The 21,456-nt window shown below is 44.3% G+C and carries 19 protein-coding genes; 2 read left to right on the forward strand and 17 right to left on the reverse strand.

Annotated features, from left to right (window positions below; all coding sequences use genetic code 11):
* Nucleotides 1–37: 37 nt before the first annotated feature.
* Nucleotides 38–244 (forward strand): hypothetical protein, encoded by a 207-nt coding sequence (locus tag KJB35_RS09685; RefSeq protein ID WP_285356932.1) that lies wholly within the window; start codon nucleotides 38–40, stop codon nucleotides 242–244.
* Between the two features lie 85 nt (nucleotides 245–329).
* Complete coding sequence (locus KJB35_RS09690) at nucleotides 330–1,547, forward strand: AIPR family protein (protein ID WP_285356930.1); 1,218 nt, start codon at nucleotides 330–332, stop codon at nucleotides 1,545–1,547.
* An 80-nt stretch (nucleotides 1,548–1,627) separates the two neighbouring features.
* On the opposite strand, the gene KJB35_RS09695 is transcribed toward KJB35_RS09690, so the two are convergent.
* From KJB35_RS09695 to KJB35_RS09775, 17 genes are all read right to left on the reverse strand, one after another.
* The gene (locus KJB35_RS09695) at nucleotides 1,628–2,749 is read right to left on the reverse strand and encodes a PIN-like domain-containing protein (protein WP_104974356.1); all 1,122 of its coding nucleotides are present in this window, start codon (nucleotides 2,747–2,749) and stop codon (nucleotides 1,628–1,630) included.
* Nucleotides 2,750–2,815: 66 nt separating this feature from the next.
* Complete coding sequence (dndE, locus tag KJB35_RS09700) at nucleotides 2,816–3,163, reverse strand: DNA sulfur modification protein DndE (RefSeq protein ID WP_104974355.1); 348 nt, start codon at nucleotides 3,161–3,163, stop codon at nucleotides 2,816–2,818.
* Entirely contained in the window at nucleotides 3,163–5,172 is a 2,010-nt protein-coding gene (gene dndD, locus KJB35_RS09705) for a DNA sulfur modification protein DndD (protein WP_285356928.1), read from the reverse strand. The genes dndE and dndD overlap by 1 nt, the downstream gene beginning before the upstream one ends.
* Before the next feature lie 8 nt (nucleotides 5,173–5,180).
* Nucleotides 5,181–6,812 (reverse strand): DNA phosphorothioation system sulfurtransferase DndC, encoded by a 1,632-nt coding sequence (locus KJB35_RS09710; RefSeq protein ID WP_054576713.1) that lies wholly within the window; start codon nucleotides 6,810–6,812, stop codon nucleotides 5,181–5,183.
* A complete protein-coding gene (dndB, locus tag KJB35_RS09715) occupies nucleotides 6,809–7,888 on the reverse strand; it encodes a DNA sulfur modification protein DndB (protein WP_053320519.1) in 1,080 nt (359 codons plus the stop codon). Before dndB ends, KJB35_RS09710 begins: the two co-directional genes overlap by 4 nt.
* A gap of 217 nt (nucleotides 7,889–8,105) precedes the next feature.
* On the reverse strand, nucleotides 8,106–10,133 hold the full coding sequence (locus KJB35_RS09720; RefSeq protein WP_285356926.1) for a DNA phosphorothioation-associated putative methyltransferase: 2,028 nt from the start codon (nucleotides 10,131–10,133) through the stop codon (nucleotides 8,106–8,108).
* Nucleotides 10,134–10,249: 116 nt separating this feature from the next.
* Nucleotides 10,250–11,473, reverse strand: a complete 1,224-nt coding sequence (locus KJB35_RS09725) for a beta-ketoacyl-ACP synthase (RefSeq protein ID WP_285356923.1) — start codon at nucleotides 11,471–11,473, stop codon at nucleotides 10,250–10,252.
* Nucleotides 11,470–12,195, reverse strand: a complete 726-nt coding sequence (fabG, locus tag KJB35_RS09730; protein WP_285356920.1) for a 3-oxoacyl-ACP reductase FabG — start codon at nucleotides 12,193–12,195, stop codon at nucleotides 11,470–11,472. Before fabG ends, KJB35_RS09725 begins: the two co-directional genes overlap by 4 nt.
* A complete protein-coding gene (locus KJB35_RS09735; RefSeq protein ID WP_017634799.1) occupies nucleotides 12,192–12,656 on the reverse strand; it encodes a hotdog family protein in 465 nt (154 codons plus the stop codon). The genes fabG and KJB35_RS09735 overlap by 4 nt, the downstream gene beginning before the upstream one ends.
* Nucleotides 12,649–13,836: a beta-ketoacyl-[acyl-carrier-protein] synthase family protein gene (locus KJB35_RS09740; protein WP_158157341.1), complete on the reverse strand. Its 1,188-nt coding sequence runs from the start codon at nucleotides 13,834–13,836 to the stop codon at nucleotides 12,649–12,651. The genes KJB35_RS09735 and KJB35_RS09740 overlap by 8 nt, the downstream gene beginning before the upstream one ends.
* A gap of 20 nt (nucleotides 13,837–13,856) precedes the next feature.
* Entirely contained in the window at nucleotides 13,857–14,468 is a 612-nt protein-coding gene (locus KJB35_RS09745; RefSeq protein WP_054575211.1) for a DUF3261 domain-containing protein, read from the reverse strand.
* Nucleotides 14,465–16,807: an MMPL family transporter gene (locus KJB35_RS09750; protein ID WP_158157343.1), complete on the reverse strand. Its 2,343-nt coding sequence runs from the start codon at nucleotides 16,805–16,807 to the stop codon at nucleotides 14,465–14,467. Before KJB35_RS09750 ends, KJB35_RS09745 begins: the two co-directional genes overlap by 4 nt.
* On the reverse strand, nucleotides 16,779–17,399 hold the full coding sequence (locus tag KJB35_RS09755; RefSeq protein ID WP_158157447.1) for an outer membrane lipoprotein carrier protein LolA: 621 nt from the start codon (nucleotides 17,397–17,399) through the stop codon (nucleotides 16,779–16,781). Before KJB35_RS09755 ends, KJB35_RS09750 begins: the two co-directional genes overlap by 29 nt.
* Complete coding sequence (locus KJB35_RS09760; RefSeq protein WP_005388315.1) at nucleotides 17,399–17,845, reverse strand: thioesterase family protein; 447 nt, start codon at nucleotides 17,843–17,845, stop codon at nucleotides 17,399–17,401. The genes KJB35_RS09755 and KJB35_RS09760 overlap by 1 nt, the downstream gene beginning before the upstream one ends.
* Nucleotides 17,845–19,398, reverse strand: a complete 1,554-nt coding sequence (gene hutH, locus KJB35_RS09765; RefSeq protein ID WP_047102876.1) for a histidine ammonia-lyase — start codon at nucleotides 19,396–19,398, stop codon at nucleotides 17,845–17,847. Before hutH ends, KJB35_RS09760 begins: the two co-directional genes overlap by 1 nt.
* Nucleotides 19,382–21,088 carry a glycosyltransferase gene (locus KJB35_RS09770; RefSeq protein WP_213908048.1) on the reverse strand — a complete coding sequence of 569 codons (1,707 nt, stop codon included), beginning with the start codon at nucleotides 21,086–21,088 and terminating at the stop codon, nucleotides 19,382–19,384. The genes hutH and KJB35_RS09770 overlap by 17 nt, the downstream gene beginning before the upstream one ends.
* Entirely contained in the window at nucleotides 21,081–21,449 is a 369-nt protein-coding gene (locus KJB35_RS09775) for a 3-hydroxyacyl-ACP dehydratase (protein ID WP_047102874.1), read from the reverse strand. Before KJB35_RS09775 ends, KJB35_RS09770 begins: the two co-directional genes overlap by 8 nt.
* Nucleotides 21,450–21,456 lie beyond the last annotated feature (7 nt).

The raw sequence follows: 21,456 nt of genomic DNA on the forward strand, positions 1-21,456 counted from the left end.
TTTCGCTGTGCTTTCTCTATTACAGGAATTTTCAACAATGAATTTCTTAAAAAAAATGGGCTTGATGCCTTTGATTCTATCTGTTTCAATCAGTTTAGAACTGCCGACAATCAATTTCTCTTTATACTATCAGTCAAGCACTGTCGTAACCGAGCAAGTTGATACAGGAAACATTTTGAAGCACAAACTAAAGGATACGAAAGTGTTCTTTAGTGTTTCGGATACTGAAGCAGATAAAGGCTAAAAGCCCGCGGAGCAAGGGGTAACCCTTCCTCCGCTCTACCATCAAATTGATCGTAAAACACTGTAATTACACTGTTGAGGAAAATATGGAAAATCTAGTTTTTAAATTGATCACAGAAGACTATCGTGTACTGAAAATCCCTAATGGTCCTTCTAGTAAAGCTAAACTGGGTACTCTATTTGCTAAAGTAGAAGAGTTACCTGATGATTTGAGGCGTTGGACTGATGTCAACCCACGTAGCCCAAAGATGTCCAAGGCTGAAAAACTCTCTGGGCAGGTTGCTAGATCAATTGTTAGAACACTTGAAGAAGAGCCCGAAAAGTTTGCTATTAAAAATTTGGGTATCTATTTATTAGTAGAAAGTGTCGAATCCAAGAGGATCGTTGGTGACCAGCATGAAGTAAAAGTAACTTTAAGTAACCCTGAACAGCATGGTATAGTCAATGGCGGCCATACTTTTCAAGCTATTCGACAAGTTATGGAGAATGGGAATTATAATGGTGGGGCAAACGTAAGACTACACTTATATCAGAACATTGATAGGGAATTAATTGTTGATTTGGCGGAGGGGTTGAATAAAAACTTGCAAGTAACCGACACTAGTCTGCAAAATCTCCAGAATAAGTTTGATTCGATAAAACAAGCAATGCAAGGTAAGAAAGGGGAAAATGAAATAGCTTATTCTGATGGTGAAACAGGTAGCGTAGATGTGCTTGAGGTCATTCACTTAATGAGCCTATTAAACTTAACCCAATACCCTTCTTCTGAAAAGCATCCAAATGATATATTTGGAAGTAAACAAAAAGTTCTGAAAAGGTATTGTGAAGACCTTGAATTAAAAAACTCTGCTTTCAATATACTTATACCTCAGGTATTCGAAATACTTAAACTTTCTGATGAAATAAAAAAAGAATGTGCAAAAATAACTAGCTTGTATAAGATAAAAAATACAGATGATAAAAATCGCGTAGGTTCAAAAGAACATAAGAAAAAAGCGATTTTTGCAGATGGAGAAATAGGAGGATTAATTCCTCAGGGTTGGCTATATCCGATGATGGCTGCTTTCAGAGCTAACATATCTTTATCTGAATGGAAGAAGGGTAATTTTCAGTGGTTGGTTGAGCCTAATATTTTGTTGCCCCAAATTATTCATGAGTTAACTGACAAGGTTACTGCTTTACATAAAGACAACAAAAACAAGCCTGCCGAGGTAGGTCGAAAAGCAACTGCATATGAGCTTTGTTATGCGAGTATTTTCATGCGGTTAGCTATGTCAGGAAAACTAGAAATAACTAATAATTAATGACTTTTGTGCGTAAATATCCAAGATATATTTACGCACTATTTTTAGGAAAACGCTAATTTCTAATATATTATAGAAAGCTATGTAAGCAGTTGATATTTCGAGCCACTTAGTGCTTTATATATGTTTTCTTTACCTAAAAAAAGGTCTCTATCGCTGCAGTAATAGTAAATTGCTTTTCTAACCGTTCCCTTCCATTCTTTAGTTAATTTTCGGGAGGAATTTTTTTCTATAAAGCCGTAGACTTGTTCTAAACTAGCTGTACCTCCCATAGATGAAAATGCATTTTTCACTTCATCTTTCCAAGGTATATTCGATGATGACTTTATATCTGTGATTACCTTATCTGAGAAATTATGGATGTCTAGACTTTTCAAGTTTTCAAAAAATTCAAGAAGACTCATAAGATGAAACTCCTTTCCTGTTTCACTCTTATACTCAGTGAAAAGTTCAGGTCTAGGTCCAAGCTTATAACCACTCTCTTCCCACAGCCAATCTTCTTTTCGTTCATCACATATTAATAGTGTACTATTATTAGTTTTCTTTCCATGGCTTATAATCTCATGCCAGATTATATAATCAGCGTACTTACACCAAATAGTTTGAGAACCGAAAGTTTTAAATTGCTTATCTTTATTTTTTGAATCTTTGTAACCGGGAGGGATTTTCTTATCAAAACGCGATTGTGCGGTACTATAAATATTTTCTAAGTCAGCTTCACTAATAACATTACCGGATCGGTTTTGAAATAGTGAAACTAGTTGATCTCTTATAGGATCGTTTATCAAATAGTTTGGATGAGATTTTTTACAATTTTTTAAATACGCTGTTAATTCTCTATCAAATTTATCTACGATAGACTGAACACTTTCTATTTCCACAGATGAATGTTGATCTTGTAAAAATTGCTCTGACAATGATTTTTTTAGGTCTTCAACTTTACTTTCAAGTTTGGAGTAAATAGCTCGTTGCTGGTTTAATACTGAAGCTCTATTATTGTGATATTCTAGTCCTACGATATAAGGTAAAAATAGCCTATCTTTTACTATGTCCAAATAGCTCAGAATATTGGAAGTTGTATCTTTTTTATACCTGTATAAGTTGAAAATTGAACTTGAATCAAAAACTATATTTGCATTTGTGATTAACTCTTGCAGCTCATACTTACTTCTTGGTAAATAACCTGAAAAAACAGCTTCCATTGAACTTCCTTAATAGTACTGAACAGCTGTCAAAAATAACACAATGCGCAATCCGTTGCACTTTCATTATATGTTAACTGAGAGTTTAGTTAAGCTTGAGTGGTTTCTAATAGAAGCAATCCCATCTTCAACATGTGCTGCCCAAGCTTGTTGGTACCCTTTAGTATCTAAATCTGGGTAGTACATTTTTAAAACTAACTCAGTCACATCACTAGTCTCACCAAGCCAAGTGTACTTATCTAATACAAGTGAACCATCTAACTTAGCTTCTTGGCCTTGGTATCGAAAATCACTTTCAATTGAACGGAAGAAAGCTATACGAGCTGATACGTTTGGAGTGATGCCAGTATAGCCCTTCAACTTCTTAAGCTGCTCTTCAGTGGTGCGAGTCAGATTCATACGATTGGGTAGCATTACACAGCCTCCTTAATTGTTTCTCTCCAGAAGTAACCTTCCTTCAAAGTTGAAGACTTAGTTGTACCGTCAAAACAGATTTCGTAAGTACGAGCAATATCGTCTTGAATAAGGCTGGTGTAGTTTCTATCGATTTCTGTATCAGTAGATAGAATCACAACTTGGTGGCTGGCGGTAGGGAGGTAATTTTCTACCAGCTTGTCACGGTGGTGCGAGTCTAAGCGACCTAGTGGCGTATCAATAATAATTGGCAGTTTACGACCCGATGTACGGCCTAGTGCTTCCAGAATCGAGATCGCGTAGATCTGTTTTTCACCTGCAGACATCGCTTTGCGATTGATTTTAATACCATGTTCGTCTACTAACTCAACATCAAACGATGATGGGTTAATTGAAGCTGATAGCTGCAAATCTTCTTTACGAGCAAGCTTCTTGTAGGACTTGATGAACTCGTTTTCTAACTGCTTGACGCGAGCTTTAGTTAGTTGCTCACCAAATTTCTCAAGCAATAAGATAGAGTTTTGAGCATTGCTAATACTCTGATCTTTATTGGATTGATCTTTATTTTTATCGTGTAGCTTTTGAATTTGACGAGCTGTATCTAGTGCTTGGCGCAATTCGAGTTTCGCTTCCTCTAGCAAAGCATGATATTCGATAATCAGCTTTTCTTTTTTCTTATCTAATTTGCGTACGTCCGCAAAAAGCTCTTGCACCTGCTCTTGCTCAGGGGCTCGTGCGATGTTGTTCGAGGCGTTATCGATCCCTTCTTCCACCTTTTGAAGACGAACTCGTGCTTCATCGAAACGTGAAAAAGACTCTTGAGACAGATTGGAGAGTTGATAGTCAATAGTATTTGCTTGGCGGTCGGAGATATCCAAAAGCAGCTCGGCAGAATCAAACTCACCCACGTGTGCTTTAAAGCTATCAGCAATCGCACTTTGAGCCATCTCGGTATCAAAGCTTGGGTATTTTGAACGCAGTGTTTCTAAGAATGAGTCCAACTCATTGCCAAAGTTCTGTTTCTTCTTAATCTGTTGTTCTTGCTTGATCTGAGTTTGAAGACGCTGCATTGCATTAGGTGCCAGTGCGAATGGAAGACTTGTCTCCATTTCCATGCGGATTTGCTTTTCAAGCTCTACTTTCTCTTTAAGTAAGCTATCTACTTTTTGCTGCTCATCTTCTCTGGTTTTTGCCCAAGCCCCACCATTCTGTGACAGCTTGTTCTCTAGACTAAGAATATCGCGTGATACGAGCTCAATTTGTGCGTCAACGATGTCCGCTTCACCGCGAAGTTTCTCTGCATTGCGCTCGTGGCTGATACGTTTCTCATCAAGAGAATCCATTTCCTTTTTTAACGATTGACTTAGTGCGCTAGAACCTTGTTTTTTCAAGAAGATATTTAAGTCACTCTTGAGCTTTGCGATAACATCTAAGCCCAATAGACGACGAACTGCAGTCTTTAGCACCGTGCCAGACTCATCTTCAGCAAGTTCTGCGATTTTTTCGCCGTCGAAAAAGAATAAGTCAGCGATGCCTGTTGGGATTAATTCGTTTAGAAAGCCCTGACACTGATCGTAGTTGAGCTCGGGAATTTGAACTCCGTCTTTTTCAAGGCATAGATTATCTTTCTTACCGCGTTTCCAGCCGCGAATCACTTTATAAGTGTTTTCTTCGCCGTTTTGGCTGTATTTAAACTCAAGCTCAATCGATGCGTTATCTTGAACACCACCATGGCCAACGCCTTTATGGATAAGTTCGGATAGGGCATCAACGTACTCGCCATTTGACAACACTTGGCTAAATGATTGACGGCCAAAAAGAGCGAGTCGCACAGCGGTCAGAATTGATGTTTTACCCGCACCGTTAAGGCCACCGAACAGAATGATTGGTCGTTCGGTTCCTTCAATAGGGCCATTTTTACTCAGACGAGCAGGAGCAGGGCGCAAGTCAATCTCATGTACGCCACGGAACACTCGAAAGTTGTTGAGAGTTAGTTTTGTAATTAACATTTCAGTATTTAAAACTCTTTTTGAAGCTGCTTATCTAGATCGGCAAGCTGTTCGTTATAGCGCTCGATCTCTTTTTGGTGGATATCAAACTCGGCTTTACTCTGTAATGAAGCATGCTTTTGTTTGATTTCTTCTAAGCTTCCCCAATCTCTTTTTAATAGCGATGCGATTTTATTTGAAATACCGCTACGACGGCTTAAACCTTCCATCGAGACTTCTAGCTCGATAAGCTTCATGATCATCTCTGGTTCAATATCAAAGTTGTCACAAAGTTCATGGATAAGTTGTGCGTCATCTTTACCAAAACTTGCGTTATCGTCATATACCCAATCAAGGTCGTAACCATAAACTTCTTTGAAAATAGTAGGTAGAGAGTCGTCCCAGTCTGGCTCATTTGGATCGTGAATCCACTCTTGGCGAATAGCATGAAGTTCAGGTACTGTGATCAGCTCGATCTCTCTTCCTTCAGCTTTAAACTTCTTATCCAGTTCAAGCAACTCGCGCAACCATTGACGGCGATACTTCATCCAGTAAGGCCCCGGAACGTGCTTACGTTCGGTTGCGATGTCTTCGCCTTCTTTTGCGTATTGGTAGCTAACTTTACCTGTGCGACGTTTATGGTTTCGGTATTCTTCTTTGTTCGCAGGATCGGTTGTCATTGACAGCTTATTACGAAACTCAAGAAGAGGAGCCATCCATTGTTCACCATTTTGGATAAGACTTTCCATTGCACGGTCTTTCGTTACGACAGTACAGGTCCAGCAACCAAAGCGAGAGTTACCACAAGATGGTGTTGTCTCATCAATGACCATTGGGCATTCGCCTTGACCAGAAGAGTCTTTGTAGAGATTCCACAGCACAAGGTTTTTGCCGCCCCACGGATTTTCCCATTCAAGATCATATTCATCGATCCAAATGTTCTTAGGTCCGTAAGGGGTTTGCTTAGTTTCTAGGTGGCAAAGACGCAATAGCTTCCAAACATCGTCTACACCCCATGTATCGATAGGGGTAAAAATAAACGCATTTGCAAGTGTTGTGTGGCGGGCTAATCGTGAGCCATCAATTTTGTGTTTCGCGATGACCTGCGCACGCGATGCACTTTCTTGGCTACGAGAGCCAAGTACGACAATCACTTCGTCAAATTGTGAAACTTTAGACTTGATAAAGTCGCTCACAGGGTCAATTTTCATTCGTTCTGTACACCAACGGAAAGAGCGTGTTGGCGCTGGGTAGCCTTTACCAAGCAAGTTTGCCCAAAACGTTTGATTGTCTTTAGGGACGACTTTATGGCAAGTGATAGGTAGGTTATCGCGCTTCGCGCCTTTCTCGATAGCGGCTAACGAGTCTTTGATGTGGTTAACAACAACAGGTGTTTCAACAAGTGTGTCTGAAGATACAACAAAAACCGGTTTCTGGCGGTCTTTTGGCTCTAAGCCAAGTAGTGCCAAGTAAACTAACGACATTACTGCTGATGAGTCTTTACCACCGCTGTAGCCAATTACCCATGGGCGTTTGTCTGCACAGTAGACACGCTGCACATCTGCAATGTAGTGGCTTAGTTTGTTATTTGCGAAGTCTTCTGCGTTGATAAAGTCTTCGTATTCGGCTAGGTCTTCTGCCAGCTTTAGCTCGTGTATCATGATAACTGCTTCTCTAGAGCTTTCTCTTCTGGGGTTAGTGGTAACCCAAGTTCAATTTTTAGTGCGTTGGCAGTAAGTTGAATGTTCTGTGTCGACTTACTTAGTTTGCCGTGGTTCATGCTTCGTTTGATCCAGTCCGGATTGGTTTTTAACCAGTTAACTTTGCCCAACTGCTGAAGCTTTTCTTTCCATTGTTTCGGTTCTTGGCACAGTAGGTGTTTACCTAGGACACCGATGGCATGTAACCCGACGCCATGCGCATGTATATATTCTTGGCGAAGTTGTGCTGGTGATACTTCTTTATCAATAACCAATTGCCAATCTTTTATGTGGCGAGTCACTTCTTCCCAGAATTCAGCTGCAAGTTGCTTTTCTTCTTCGTTAAAGCCGTCCTTGGGACCTTTGCTCAAGAGGGCGCGAGTCGATTGTTTGATGCTACTTAAAGTAAATAGCTTGTTCGACTTAGGGCTAATATTGGATTTCTCCATTTCAGTTAAACCGATGAAAGGCTTAACTTTAGTTGCCAATTCGCGAGCAAGCTCGGAGCTTTCATCTCTATGGTCATACAGCGTACCCAGAGACGGGCTAGGCTTTACCGCGTATTTGTTGAGATCAGCAAACATCTGTTGGCTGCGTGTAAGTCCTTCATCAATGAAGAACAACACAGGGATATTGTCCTGACCTAAGTCCGGGTTTTCCCTTAAGGCTTCTTCGATTGCTTTACGACGATGTTGCCCATCATTGATCAAGATTTGGGCATCCATAGGAACTTTTAGAGTTCCTAAATTCGGTGCACCATCATGATCTTCAAATGATATATCGACACCTACAGATACTGTTAGTGCAGAAAAAACATAATCTTTTGGGTTATCAAGAAGGTACTTAACCATTTCTGGAATACGAGTTTTATTCAACGTTCGTTGAGCTCTTAGCTCAGGCGGAACGTCGTCTTCGTTGTAACTGAAAATTTTAGGAATGATCCTAAGAGGGCACGTTGCAATGTAAAAGGGACGTCCTGCTTGAATACCTCTGACAGCAGGAAAGGAGTAGCAATAGCCTGAATCTTGATTTTGCATGTGAAACCTTAGTTAGTTTGTTATTTTTTGACGTAGAAACTAAAAGCAAGCAAAGTTAATGGTTTTTAGTTTGTCAAAAAATGACATACTTTCGATCTAGTTTGTTATGCAGTCATTTCAAATTTGCGAAATATTGCATTGGTTTGCCAAAATAGGTCGAGTATTTTACAGGGATAGACGTTAGATTTCCATGGCAAGGTCTGTTTTTTCTGAAGGTTTAAGTGGATGCTTTCTTATTTACTTTAAACCCTCTGATTTCCTTATTGTGTTTGCCTAAAAGCACCTCAAATTCTGCTCGAACCATCTGGGTCTCTTCAGTTGGTTCAAACTCCATTAACTTCCCTAATCGCTTATCAAAGCTCTGCTGCTTTTTGTAGTTCTCGTGTTCGGATGGCATATAAAGATGCTTGTTGAGCAGTGGTGGTCTGCGCTTCTCATCTACGTAGTCAAAGAAGTCTATATCTTGTTCAGCCATTTTTATTTTGATGCGCTCGACCAGAAATGGTACAGAGTGCTCGAAGTTGTCATAAGCAGTTAAGGTTAGCTTGCCTGACGTGATATGGATTTTGATTAAATCGATTTCTTCATCCAGTTCGCCATACATTTGTAAACCCGCACCTACGTATGTGCGCAGTAAGAGTGGTAAATCATCGATGTAGTCACGATGTAGGATAAGAGAATGTCCCTCATTCAATAAACTTGCAGGTAATTGCTTGTGGGCCTTTTCACATTGCGTGTTGATTAGGTCTGTATCGGCTATCGCAAACAGCAATTCTGCAGCGAGATTAAGTGCGGTTTTATAATCATCAAATAGAGCTTTAATATCGCGCTTGAGTGATTCTGGTTGTTGCGTATAAGGCTTTCTCTTCTCAAACAGTCCCATCGCAAAGTAAAGCAACAGGTCTTCTTTACGGCGCTTTTCTGCTTTTTCGAATTCTTTGGTGTCGAACATTTCTTGCAACAGACCAAACACTTTTTTGTGTGAGCCGATAAGTGCTCTTGTTTTGTCTGATTGCTCAAACTCTTCGTTAGCGGGTATGCGACCTAGCGTTAAGCATGTGTTCCAAAATGCGTCGAAAAGTTCTTGGTTTTGAGTGATCAGAAGCTTGGCTTTGTCTTTTGCTTCGACAGGCTCTGGAGAGGTGAGTTGCTGCCATTTATGGTGGCGCTTGTATTTGCTTTGTAAGTACTGCTGCTCTTCGAGCTTATCTTTGAATATGTAAAAAATGCCGGGTGCAACGGTAATGGCATCCTCTTGCAAGCTGCGTTCAATATAAGCCTTTATCTCAGACTGAGCGTAATACTTTTGAAAGGTATTACGGGAAGTAATCACTCCATCTTTATAGAGTTTGAATTGAGCGATATAGCTTTCGTTAGCAAGCATGACAGAAACAACAAGAAACTTATCCGCTAGCTCCCAAGCACCTAACAAAGCATCTAAACGTTCATCTTGGTCTTCAATCACGTTCAGAACAAAGCCAAGGTTGACGATGTCAGAACTCACTTTGTCGTTATCGGGCTGAAAGTTTGGATCCCACCCAAGAGCATCTAATCCATGAGCTTCCAACTCTCTTAAGTCATCACCACGCCCACAGCCATAATCAAAAATAGAATGATTGCCTTCTAAATATCCATATTTTACGAGACTTCTCATAGGAGCAGACAACTCATGCCTGACTAAAGCTGTTCGGTGTCGTTCTACTCCTATCTCGGCTAACTGCGGCACAGCTGAGCAACGAAACAAACGACCATCAACTAGCGCATAACCATGACGTTTAATTATATTCTCCCATGATCGTTTGAAACCAATAATACGACTGTTTACATAAAGGCCTGCATTTTCACCTTCTTGTGTGAGGGAAAAAAAGTGTTCGTAATATTTGCTTTCAGGCAAGACCATGGTTTCTTTACGATGTAAAATCGGCGGGTTATCGGAGTCATTGTAACTCATGGTTTTATGGCTGAGTTTTGATAAGTCGACATTCATGCTTTGCTGTAGCGCAGGGTAGGAGTCGCTATAGAAATCAGGATAGTAAAGTAAGGACAAGCGGAACTCTTTTTTAAACAATTTAACTAGATTCCAACTTTCGTCATCAAGGCTTACCGCTTTTGCTACCGCAGGGATAAACTGAGCTAAGGTGTTAGGCAAAGCACTGAATGCGTCTCTATGAAGGTAAACCGCGTTTGGAAGCTGTTTTCCTATTTTGATTTGTGACACTAGTTTTAAAAAAATTTTTTCATTCATAGCATTACTCTAGCTGCGTTTTATGAGGGGTAAGTATATGCCATGTGATTTTACTCAGCCGCTTCAACTAACAAAAAAGCGCTGGTTAACCAGCGCTTTTGCATTTATTAAGGGCATTACATCTTTTTAAAGATGATGGAGGTGTTGATGCCGCCAAAGGCGAAGTTGTTACTCATCAAATATTTCACGTCCAGCTCTCGGCCTTGTCCGGCGATGTAGTCTAAATCGCCACATTGCTCGTCGAGGTTTTCTAGGTTGAGCGTTGGGTTAAACCAACCTGTGTGCATCATTTCTAAACCTAGCCACGCTTCAATTGCGCCACACGCGCCGAGTGTGTGGCCAAAGTAGCTCTTGAGTGAACTGATTGGCACTTTGCCCAGAGCATTCGCTGTTGCGTTGCTTTCCGCAATATCGCCGCGGTCGGTGGCAGTGCCGTGAGCAGATACATAGTCGATCTTCTCAGCAGGAATCCCCGCGTTTTGCAAAGCCATTTCCATACAGATTTGCATGGTTTCCATCTGTGGTTGAGTGACGTGTGCGGCATCACAGTTGCTGGCAAAACCGATGATTTCTGCATAGATTTTCGCGCCACGAGCGACGGCGTGTTCGTACTCTTCCAGAACTAGCGTTCCCGCACCTTCACCAATCACCAAACCATCGCGATCGGAGTCATAAGGTCTTGGTGTGCTTTTCGGGTCTTCATTCTTCAGACTGGTGGCAAAAAGGGTATCGAAGACCGCGGATTCCGTTGGGCACAATTCTTCAGCGCCACCAGCAACCATGACCGTTTGGTAGCCGTGCTTGATCGCTTCGTAGGCGTAGCCGATTGCTTGGCTGCCAGAGGTACATGCACTGCTGGTTGGGATCACTCGGCCTTTCAAACCGAAAAATAGACCAACGTTCACTGCCGTGGTATGCGGCATCATTTGCACGTAAGTCGTTGCGGTGATCGCTTTAGTGGTTTTCTCATTCAGCATGACACCAAATGCGCCGATTGCGTCAGTACTGCCTGTTGATGAGCCGTATGCGATACCCGTTTGACCATTGGTGAGTACGTCGTTACCAATCAAACCTGCTTGGCTCAGTGCGTTTTCTGTTGCGACGGTCGCTAATTTGGAAACACGCCCCATGCCGCGTACTTGCTTGCGCTTGTAGTGCTTTGGCAGTTCAAAATCTAAAATTGGTGCCGCGAGCTTGGTGTTCAAGCCATCATACTGTTCGTAAGAAGGCATGTATTGCGTGGCGTTCTGGCGGTCACGCAGTTTTGGCTCGACAGATTGCCAATCGTTACCAAACGCAGTCACGCCCGACATTCCGGTTACAACAACTCGACGGCTCATACTAGGCCTCCGTTTACCGAAATGACTTGGCGAGTTACATAGCCTGCGATGTCAGACATAAGGTAACTGACTAAACCAGCAACTTCTTCTGGCTCTCCCATGCGGCGCAAAGGAATTTGCGGCATTGCGTGTTCTTTCACGTGTTCGTCTACCATGCCTGTGTCGATAAGCCCTGGAGCAACGCAGTTGACGGTGATTTTGCGTTTTGCCAGTTCAAGCGCGAGTGATTTTGTTGCACCAATTACGCCCGCTTTCGCTGCGCTGTAGTTAGTTTGACCACGATTACCCATTAGGCCAGAGACTGATGCAAGCGTAACAATTCGGCCGCCTTTGCGTTTTTGCACCATTGGCATAACACAAGGGTGAAGAACGTTGTAGAAGCTGTCTAAGTTGGTATGAATCACACCATCCCATTCTTCTTCGGTCATCGCAGGGAAAGCGGTATCTTTTGTGATGCCAGCGTTGCTTACTACGCCATAGTAAGCGCCGTGTTCGGCGATATCGGCTTCTAGCTTCTCACGACAATCTGCACGGTCACTGATGTCGAATTGGATAAGACGACCGCTACCACCATGCTGTTCGATGGTGTTTAGGGTGTCTTGCGCGCCTTGTTGATCGCCCATGTAATGGACAATGACTTGGAAACCATCTTTGGCTAATTGAACGGCAATGGCTTTACCGATGCCTTTGCTGGCACCTGTAACGAGGACTTGTCGGGTCATTGTTGACTCCTGATTTTCATTTCTTGTAATTTTTCTTCTGATGGAACGTAAACGTTCAATTGGCAAGTCGCTACAACAGTTCCTTGTAGCTCAATACGGGCTGAAAAAACCGCCATACCGTTATCTTCCATAACTTTTTCAGCATACACATCGAGCACCTGTCCGCGAGAAAACGTATCGCATTCAGACGTGTATCGACGGCTACCAAGTAAAAAGCCAATCGGTGGCGCTTGTTCTTTCATTAATGCGTGGTAACCAGACCACGCCGCGACAGATTGCGCCATAAACTCAATGCCAACGTAAGCTGGCACAGTTTGAGAGGCCGAGTCGAAGAACGGGTTGTGTTCTGCGATATCAACCTGGCAGTGAATCGTATCTTGTTGAACATCCAAAGCACGATCGACCAAGATCATTGGTTTGTCGTGTGGCAAAAGTTGTTCGATGGGAGGAAGTTTAGTCATGAGCGTAACCAAAAATAAGACTAATATTATTGCCACCAAAAGCAAAAGAGTTGCTGAGAATCGCTTTGTTACCGAGTTTGGTTGGCGTCTCAACTAACGATATATGGATATCGTCTGCTTTGGTTTCGCAGTGCTGTATTGGCAAATCAAGGTTGTACTTGAGAATATGCCAAGCGATCGCGGCTTCCGTTGCACTTGCTGCGCCTAATGTGTGTCCGGTAAGTGGCTTTGTCGAGCTGACGGGAACGGAGTCACCAAAGCAGCGATGAATGGCTTTGCTTTCCATCGCATCGTTTAACGGCGTTGCTGTGCCATGCGCGTTGATGTAACCAATGTCTTGCGCTGTAAGTCCTGCATTGGCCAACGCTTTTTTCATCGCTTCTTCTGCGCCTAACCCTTCTGGATGTGGTGCGGAAATATGGTGTGCGTCTGAGCTGTCGCCAGCTCCGAGAAGAGCAACGGGCGCAGGTGTTTTGCTTAGCAACATTAATGCTGCGGCTTCGCCGATATTGATGCCGTTACGGTGTTGGTCAAACGGTTTGCAAAGAGTATCGGATAGAGCTTCTAAACCGTTAAAGCCGTTTAGTGTGAGGCGACAAATGCTATCCACACCACCCACAATGACCGCATCAACAATGCCAGAGCGAATCAGGCGTTGCGCGGTTAAAAAGACACGACCACTAGAAGAACAGGCGGTTGAAACTGAGTAATGTGGGCCGCTCAAATCAAAGTAGGCGGCAATAAAATCGCTGCAGTTTCCAAGCTCTTGTTTGGTGTAATGGTAGTCGACAGGAAAATTACCGTTTGCCAGCTTTTCACCAAATGCGATTTCGCCATCTGAAATGCCAGATGTGCTGGTGCCGATCACGACCGCGATACGGTCACGACTATATTTAGCAATGGCGTCACGCACGTCGCCTTCGATTTGCTGCAAAGCCGAAAGTGCGAGGCGGTTGTTTCTCGTATCAAACTGGCTGAGTGCGGGTGGTAATTGCGGTAACGTCTGTGCAATTCGACCGATTACTGTTTGGCGGCCTGAATTTAAAATATCTTGGTCAACCACCATGTTGGATGGCTTCGCTCCCGATAAACACTGGTGGATGAGCGCATCATCTTGTCCCATGGCAGAGTGAAAGCCACAGGCCTGAATATACAAAGGTTGAGAAGAGCGAATAGGCATATTGTTATTCTAAATTGTTCTTAATTAATCTGATGTTGCAGTGTTTGAATAGAAATTGAAAACTGATGTTTGAGGTGATGAAAATCAATCTTACCCTCTAACTTGTTAGAAGAGCTGTATTGAATCTCAATGATCTTTTCACCGTCGCTATCAAAGATGGCGCGAGAATTATTTTTATCAATAATTCGCCACCTTACCTCATTTAACGATCCTTCCCAAGCGGAACTCGGCCAGAGCGTGATCATCAGGTTAAATAATACCTGTTCTGGCTGCGGTAGCGAACCTTGTAAACCATTGAGCACTTCGGTTTGAATTTGTTCTCCATCGTAAGACAGTGAGAGTACTCTTGTCCCCCAGGATGAGAAGCCTGCCAGCACCACTTCGTTGTTGGTCACTTGCAGTTGTACCGGAAGTTGCTCAGATGTTGTTTTACCATCTATTGCCCAAGAAGCCGTAATTAACTGACTGGCAGACAACTGATAGCCCAAGCTTGCGGGAGTGGGTAAGCTAACTTGGGTGTGCTCGGCAATGTCGACCTGAGGCGTCGATTGGTGAGGGACCAAGCTGCATGCACTTAAAAACAGGCTCAGTGCGAATAACGTCGCGCAGCGAAAGGCGTGATTGAAAATCATGACGTCGTTTCCTTTGTTTTAATTGCAATCGGAGAGAGCAGCCAAGCGACAAAAATACCACTTAACACCGTAATGCCGAAACTGTGAATCGCGTGAGTTTGGCTGAGTGACAGCAACCCAAATGACAGCACAGTGGTTATTGCCGAAAGGGTGATCGCCAATAGTGTGCTCACGCTGCGGGCTTTCTCGGCAAAGAACAGAGTGTAATCGATTCCGATACCAAGAATGAGCACCAAGCCAAGCAAGTTGAACAGGTTTAATGTTGTTCCCATCGCGACAGCAGTTGCCAGACCGCACGCACAAGCAATCAATGATGGCAGTAAAACTCGCCAACTGTGTTGCAGACCGTACCGCTTGATTAACACCAGAAAGATCACAGTACTGGCGGCTGCCAACAGCTCCATGATTTTGATTCGGTATTCACCAAATAGGGCGGAAATTTCTTCTGCTTTGTTTAGGTAGACAACGTCAGGCTGCGATTTGGCAAAAGACTTAACAACGGCGGAGTCTTGCAATTGGTTTAACACCACTACCGTTGCCGATTTTCCTTTAATTTTACCCAAATGGAGAAAACGCACAGGCGCTGATACTGGGTTTTGCAAGTACTGATCAACCGTGACAGGGATAAAATCGGCGTCCATTTTCGGCTTTTTATTTAAGCGCAGTCCGGATGCGAGTGGGCTGGATTGTGTCGCGTAAAGATCGCGAATCAATTGATAGTCTTGTTGCTGACGCTCCACTGAGCTCAAGTAGCGACTCAGACTCTGGTAGCTTTCGATGGTGCTGTCCGCTTTCCACGCTTCTAATGTTGGCGTTAAAGACTCCAGCTTTTTCATTAGGTTTTCGTCATCGTCGGCGGTAACGACCAACATTTGCTGCGAAGATTGCATGCCACTGAGCGTCGTAATCAAGGTTTCTTGCTGCTTGAGATCTTTCGGCATCGTTTGCAGCAGACGAATGTCGTCATCGTAGTTCAATTGCAGCAAGAAAATGCCACTCGCAACCACACATAACATCGGTAATCCGACTTTAATTCGAGGTTGATTCCAAAGCGTTAACCATTTCGCCAACAATGATTGTCCCGGTAAAGTCGAAATGGAGCGCGATGGGTTACGAGCCAGTATCGGATACCAAGCCACCACGGTGATGTAAGCAGCAATCAGACCAATGGATGAAAACAGCGCAAGCTGCTGCAAACCTGGAAACGGTGCCACTAACATGCCCAAATAGCCGATCAAACTGGTGATTAAGCCAAGTGTGATAGCTATGAAAATATGCTTTAATCCTTGCTCGCTATCCCATTCATTTCCCGCCGCAAGACGTTCGGTTAGGTAGTGGAATGCGTAGTCGATAGACACGCCGATTAAACTTGCGCCAAACACTAAACTGAACAGATGGACTTTTCCAAAAATCCACGTCGTAACGGACAAAGCAACGAGCAAACCAATGGTGATGGAAAGCAGTGCCAGAGACAGTGGCATCACACTACGAAAGACCAACACGAACAATGCAATGATACCGAGCAGAGAGAACACACCGATGGTACTGATCTCCGATTTGGCACTTTGCGTACCAAAGTCGGCGTAAAATAGAACGCCAGTATGTGCCACTTTAGCGCCATATTTCTGCGCGACGCTTTGCTCTAGCGCTTGAATGTCAGGGACGGCAAGCTGCCCAGTTAGGCTATAAGGCGAGTCTTTTAGCTCAGCAGTAATAAGCAAGTATTGAGCACCGTCTTTTTCGACGGACAGATAGCCGTTATCCAATCGGAAAGAGGACGATTGCTGGGTAACTTGGCTTAAATAATCACGAAATAGCAAGAAAGGATCATTTTGTAACTCTTGCCCAGTCACTCCAGAAAAGGGGTTGTACAGAGATTGAATCACATGCTGCACTTGCTGTTCTGGATTTTTGCTTAAACGCTCTCGTTGTTCAGGCGTCAGCAATTGGAAACGGTGCTTAAAGTAGTAACTCGCCCAAGCTTGCTGCTCTTGAGGTGAGATTTTTCCCACCACATCGCGAAAATGATTACTTTGTCGTAACCCCTTATCAAATTCAGTGGCCGCTGCAAAAAGGGCATTTTTGTCCGGCGCTGTGATCACGAAAATGACTTTGTCGCTCATACTTGCCGAGACCGACTCAAAGGCTTGCTCAGCCACTGGGTTTTGTTGGTTCTTCGGCAACAGTTTTAAAATGTTGGTCTCAATCGGAGATTCTGCACTCCAAACCCACTGTTTGAGTAGCAACGCGCCCGCTAAAACAACGAGATTGAGCCAAACCAGAGCAAGGGTATGAGTGCCAAGACTGAGTTTAGAAACGGAATTGAGCGTCTTCGGCATCCGTGAGTTCCTGAGGTAGAGAGGTCTGGTTTGTAAACGTGATTTCGGTCTTATCGCCGCGCAGCTCTTGTAGGGTTAGGCGATCAATGTGCGTTTTACCGGAAAGAGTGATGGATTGAAACACCGCATTTAATGGCGACTGTTTTGGCACTAAAACGAGCTGCCATTGATTGTTCTCAACTGAAAAATCGAGTGTGAATTGTTCTTGCAGTGCAGAAGTATCCCCGTGGAACACGGATAAAAACACATGGCTAAAGTAGAACGCCATTGGGTTTTCTTGTGCAGAGATCGTTTTCGGATCTTGGTTGGCAAAAGTCTGACGAAGTTTGTTTTCCGTCAATACCAAATTGACTGCGAAAGGTTCTGTTTGTTGCCACAACAAGCCATGTGTTTTGCTCAGTGTGAACTGACCTTTAGAGGTTAGAGGTTGACTGAACATTTCCAGATGACGCTGCTGCGTAAAATCTCCGCGTACGATTTCATGCTGAGACAACTGCTGTTGAAGCGACGCCAAATCCGTTACGTTTGCTGTCGGTGTGGCCAGTGCTGGAACAGAAAATATCAACAAAAAAGAGAGTAACCACTTTTGCATTAGTTCAGGCTCCCATGGTTGTGCCATTGCTCTACTTTATCTAAAAAGACTGCTGGAGAAACAAAGCACATCTCTTGCTTTTCAATGGATACGGCGACTTGCGTTGTATGCGCTTTGCACATACGTTGATTCGTTTCGGCGTCGTAAATCACGTAATCCACACGCAAGCGGTTTTCCCACTCCGTGAGTTGCGCGGTAATGCGAATGGTGTGATTAAACGGAATCGCCTTGACGTATTTAACGCGCGTGTCGATGATCGGCCACATATACCCAGAGTCTTGCATATCGCGATAGCTGTATTGGATCTTCTCCATCAGCACACGACGCGCTTCTTCAAAATACCGAAAGAAGTTGCCGTGATATATCACGCCCATCGGGTCAGCATCTTGGAATGAGGTGACCATAGTCACCTCCGCTTCTAATGGGTAGAGAACCTGCTCTTGCATTATACCTCCGCGTAGAGTGGCCAATGACGTTGCTGAATGCGTTCAATGAAATGACGCAAATCTTGTTCCAATGGGCGATCTTCAATCACAAACTCAAACTCGCTCAGCACGGCGTCACGAATTACTCGCAAACTCTGACTCATGTGGTGTTCGTCCAATTCGTTATGACGACGACGAATCTCAACCGCTTGAACGCTTGCTAGGAGTGAAGCCGCAGCAACTTGCTCTGTTAACTCAAGTACGCGTAGGCAGTCACGAGCCGCAATGGTGCCCATGCTCACTTTGTCTTGGTTGTGACATTCGGTTGAGCGAGAAAAAACGCTCGCTGGCATGGTGTTTTTCAACGCTTCAGCCGTCCAAGCTGAGATACCAATCTGAACCGCTTTAAAGCCGTGGTTGATCGGTTTACGCTCGCCTTCTGCACCGGTTAAGTTAAACGGCAGGCCGTTATTGAACTTGTAATCCATCAGTTGCGCCATCTGACGATCCAGCAAATCAGCTAAGTTGGCAATGTTCACTTTCAACGTATCCATCGCCATTGCGATATGACCACCGTAGAAGTGACCGCCGTGCAGAACGCGCTCATTGTCGCCATCGATGATTGGATTGTCGTTGGCACTATTTAGTTCATTCTCAATCAATTGACGTAGCCAAGGCAGTGAGTCTTGCACCATGCCAATGACGTGTGGCGCACAACGCAGCGAGTAACGATCTTGCAGTCGGTCGCTATTGCGTGGCGGACGCTCAGCATTGAGATCATCACGCAGCCAAGCCGCAACTTGCTGTTGACCAGGATGAGGTTTTACCGCAAACAACGCTTCATCAAAGTGGAAGTCATTACCTTGCATACCCACAGAGACCATCGCGGTAATCTTGGTGCAAAGCTGCGCTAGGTATTCTGCACGTTTGTAGGCAAGACAGGCGAGGGCCGTCATCACGGATGTACCGTTCATTAACGCCAAACCTTCTTTTGGTTTTAGGCGAATTGGCTCAATGCCCAGCTCTGCAAACACTTCTTGTGTTGGTCGCACATCACCTTTGTAAAGCACTTCACGTTCGCCAATTAAGGTCGCCGCTAGGTAAGACAGAGGCGTTAAATCGCCACTTGCGCCCACCGAGCCCTCTTGTGGAATACGCGGCGCAATGTCGTGGTTGATAAGCGTAACGATTTGGTTCAACAGATCGTGAGACACGCCAGATACGCCTTGCGACAATGAACATAAACGTGTTGCCAGCACCGCACGAGCTTGCTCATGAGAAAGGATTTGACCTAAGCCACAACCATGGAAGCGTGTAAGGTGCAACGGAAGTTCATCCACAAGAGCGGGTGGAATCGCCACAGTACATGAATCGCCGTAACCCGTGGTCACGCCGTAAATAACGCCTTCTTCCTTCAGTAATCGTTCCAGAAACGCCACGCCACGATCAATTTTCGCGGTAAATTCTGGCGAGGTGTTCATGTGTGCCTTTGCACCTTGAGCAATGGCAACGACATCTTCGATGGTTAAAGATTGGGCACCAAAAGTGATGTTGTGATTATTGTTGTTTGTCATGTGGCTGATTACTTAAAGTCCAGAAGTTAAAAAAGTTGTACCACTGTAACGGCGCTTGCAGTGTGTGGTGTTCTAATCTTTGTGCGTACTGTTGAACAACGCGTTCTAGTGCCTGCTGACGCTCCTTGCGTGGTAGCGTGACTTGGTCACTAAAGTGTTCAAAGTACACATTAAAATGCGGAGTGTTCGCTTCATCGTCGCGTAGGCCGAAGAGTAAGTAAACCGGCGCTTTTAATACCGAGGCTAGCATGAATGGGCCTTGCGGGAATGGTGCAGGTTTACCAAGAAAATCTGCCCAAACGACACGATTTTCTTTGCTGGTGGAAGTGCGATCGCCAACGATCACCACCCATTCGCCTTGCTCGATTTTTTGTTGAAGCAGAATCGCGGTGTCTGGTCCCATTGAGCTGACTTGAATCAGATTCAGTTCCGAATTTGGGTTTACCGCCTTCATTACCGCATTAAATTGTTCAGCGTGTTGGGTAAATACCAAGGCATTGATTTTGACATGAGAGTGTCGACGACCAAGCGCACGGCAGAGTTCGATATTGCCAAGGTGCGAGCCTAAAATGAGCACGCCTTGTTTTTTCTGCGCCATCTCTTCGAAATGATGCTGGCCGTGAATGGTTAGGTTATCGACGTTAAAGTCACCTTGCCATGCTGCCAGTTTGTCGAGCATGGTTCGCCCAAAAGAAAGCAGATGATGATAGCTGTCCAACTGTTTTGGTAGTGCGATGCTCTGCTGCGTTGCGTAGTACTGCAAGTTTTGCAGGTAAATCTCAGACGCTTCACGGGCAGATTTACCCGTGAAGTGGTAGTAGCGCATGACTAATTTTAAAATCAGGTCAAACGCTTTTCTGCCGAACAAGCGGTAAACCGCGAGTAAGGTTTTGATGCCTAAAATCGTGCCTTGTTCTTTTCGTTTCGACCAGTGGGCATTACTGTCATCTGTGTTTTGGCGCTTTCTGGCGAGTAGCGAAGGAATGCGCGGCAACATGCCAAAAAATAGGCGAGTGTGCATCCAGCTTATCTTGACGTTATCCCACAATGCGTCGAAGTGGGAAATGCCACCTTCAGGGTAGATCACGCGCGTTGGAACAAAATCAATGTCGACGCCTTCCCAGTACATTCGCACTAGAATTTCGATATCAAAATCCATGCGTTTGCCGATGCTGTACTTGTTCAACACGGCGACCGTTTTCGCCACTGGGTAGGCGCGAAAACCGCACATGCTGTCTTTGATAGATAGTGACAAGGTTTCTATCCACACCCAAATGTGCGTAGCGTAGCGACCATACAAACGGGCTTTAGGTACGCTCTCGTCGTATATCGGTTGGCCCGAAATCAGGTTATCTGGTTTTGTTTCGCTGGCGCTGAGCAATTTCGGCAATGCTTCTAGGTCGTGCTGACCATCTGCGTCGATTTGAATGGTGTGCGTAAAACCAAGTTGGTGAGCTTGATGTAGGCCTGCCATCACCGCGCCACCTTTGCCTTGGTTTTCGCTCAAACTAATCAGTTTTATCAGCCCTTGTTCACTCAAAGCAGAAAGCGCTTGTTTGGTGTCTTCATTGCTGCCGTCGTCCACGACCAGCACTGGCAAAGCGAAAGAGGATAACGACGCAACCACGTCTGCAATTGTGCTGCCGTGGTTGTAGCAAGGAATTAAAAAGCAGGGGCGATAATCACTCACGTGACTCACCCAGTTTCATTTTTCCTGACGAGTGAGTCACCAAGGTTTCACCGTTTTTCGATGTGTACTTAAAGGTCAATTTCTCACGCTCATTGTCCCAAGAGAGTGAGAGGCAAACGTCGGCGTTTGGCAGAATCGGCTCTTGAAATTTGATGACTTCCATTCCTTTAAATACCTTGGGAGTATTCAAATATTGAACGGCGTAGAACAACGCCCAATCAATTTGAGTGACGCCGGGTAAAAGAGGGAAGTGATTGAAATGACCTTGGAAATCTAAGATGTCAGCATCCACTCGCAGCGACAGCTCCGCGGTATGGTCACTCACTTCAATATTCTGAATAGTTGGTTTTCTTTTTTCCATGTTACTA

Origin of the sequence: Vibrio sp. D431a, assembly GCF_030248655.1 — a bacterium.
Classification (GTDB): Bacteria; Pseudomonadota; Gammaproteobacteria; order Enterobacterales; family Vibrionaceae; genus Vibrio; species Vibrio alginolyticus.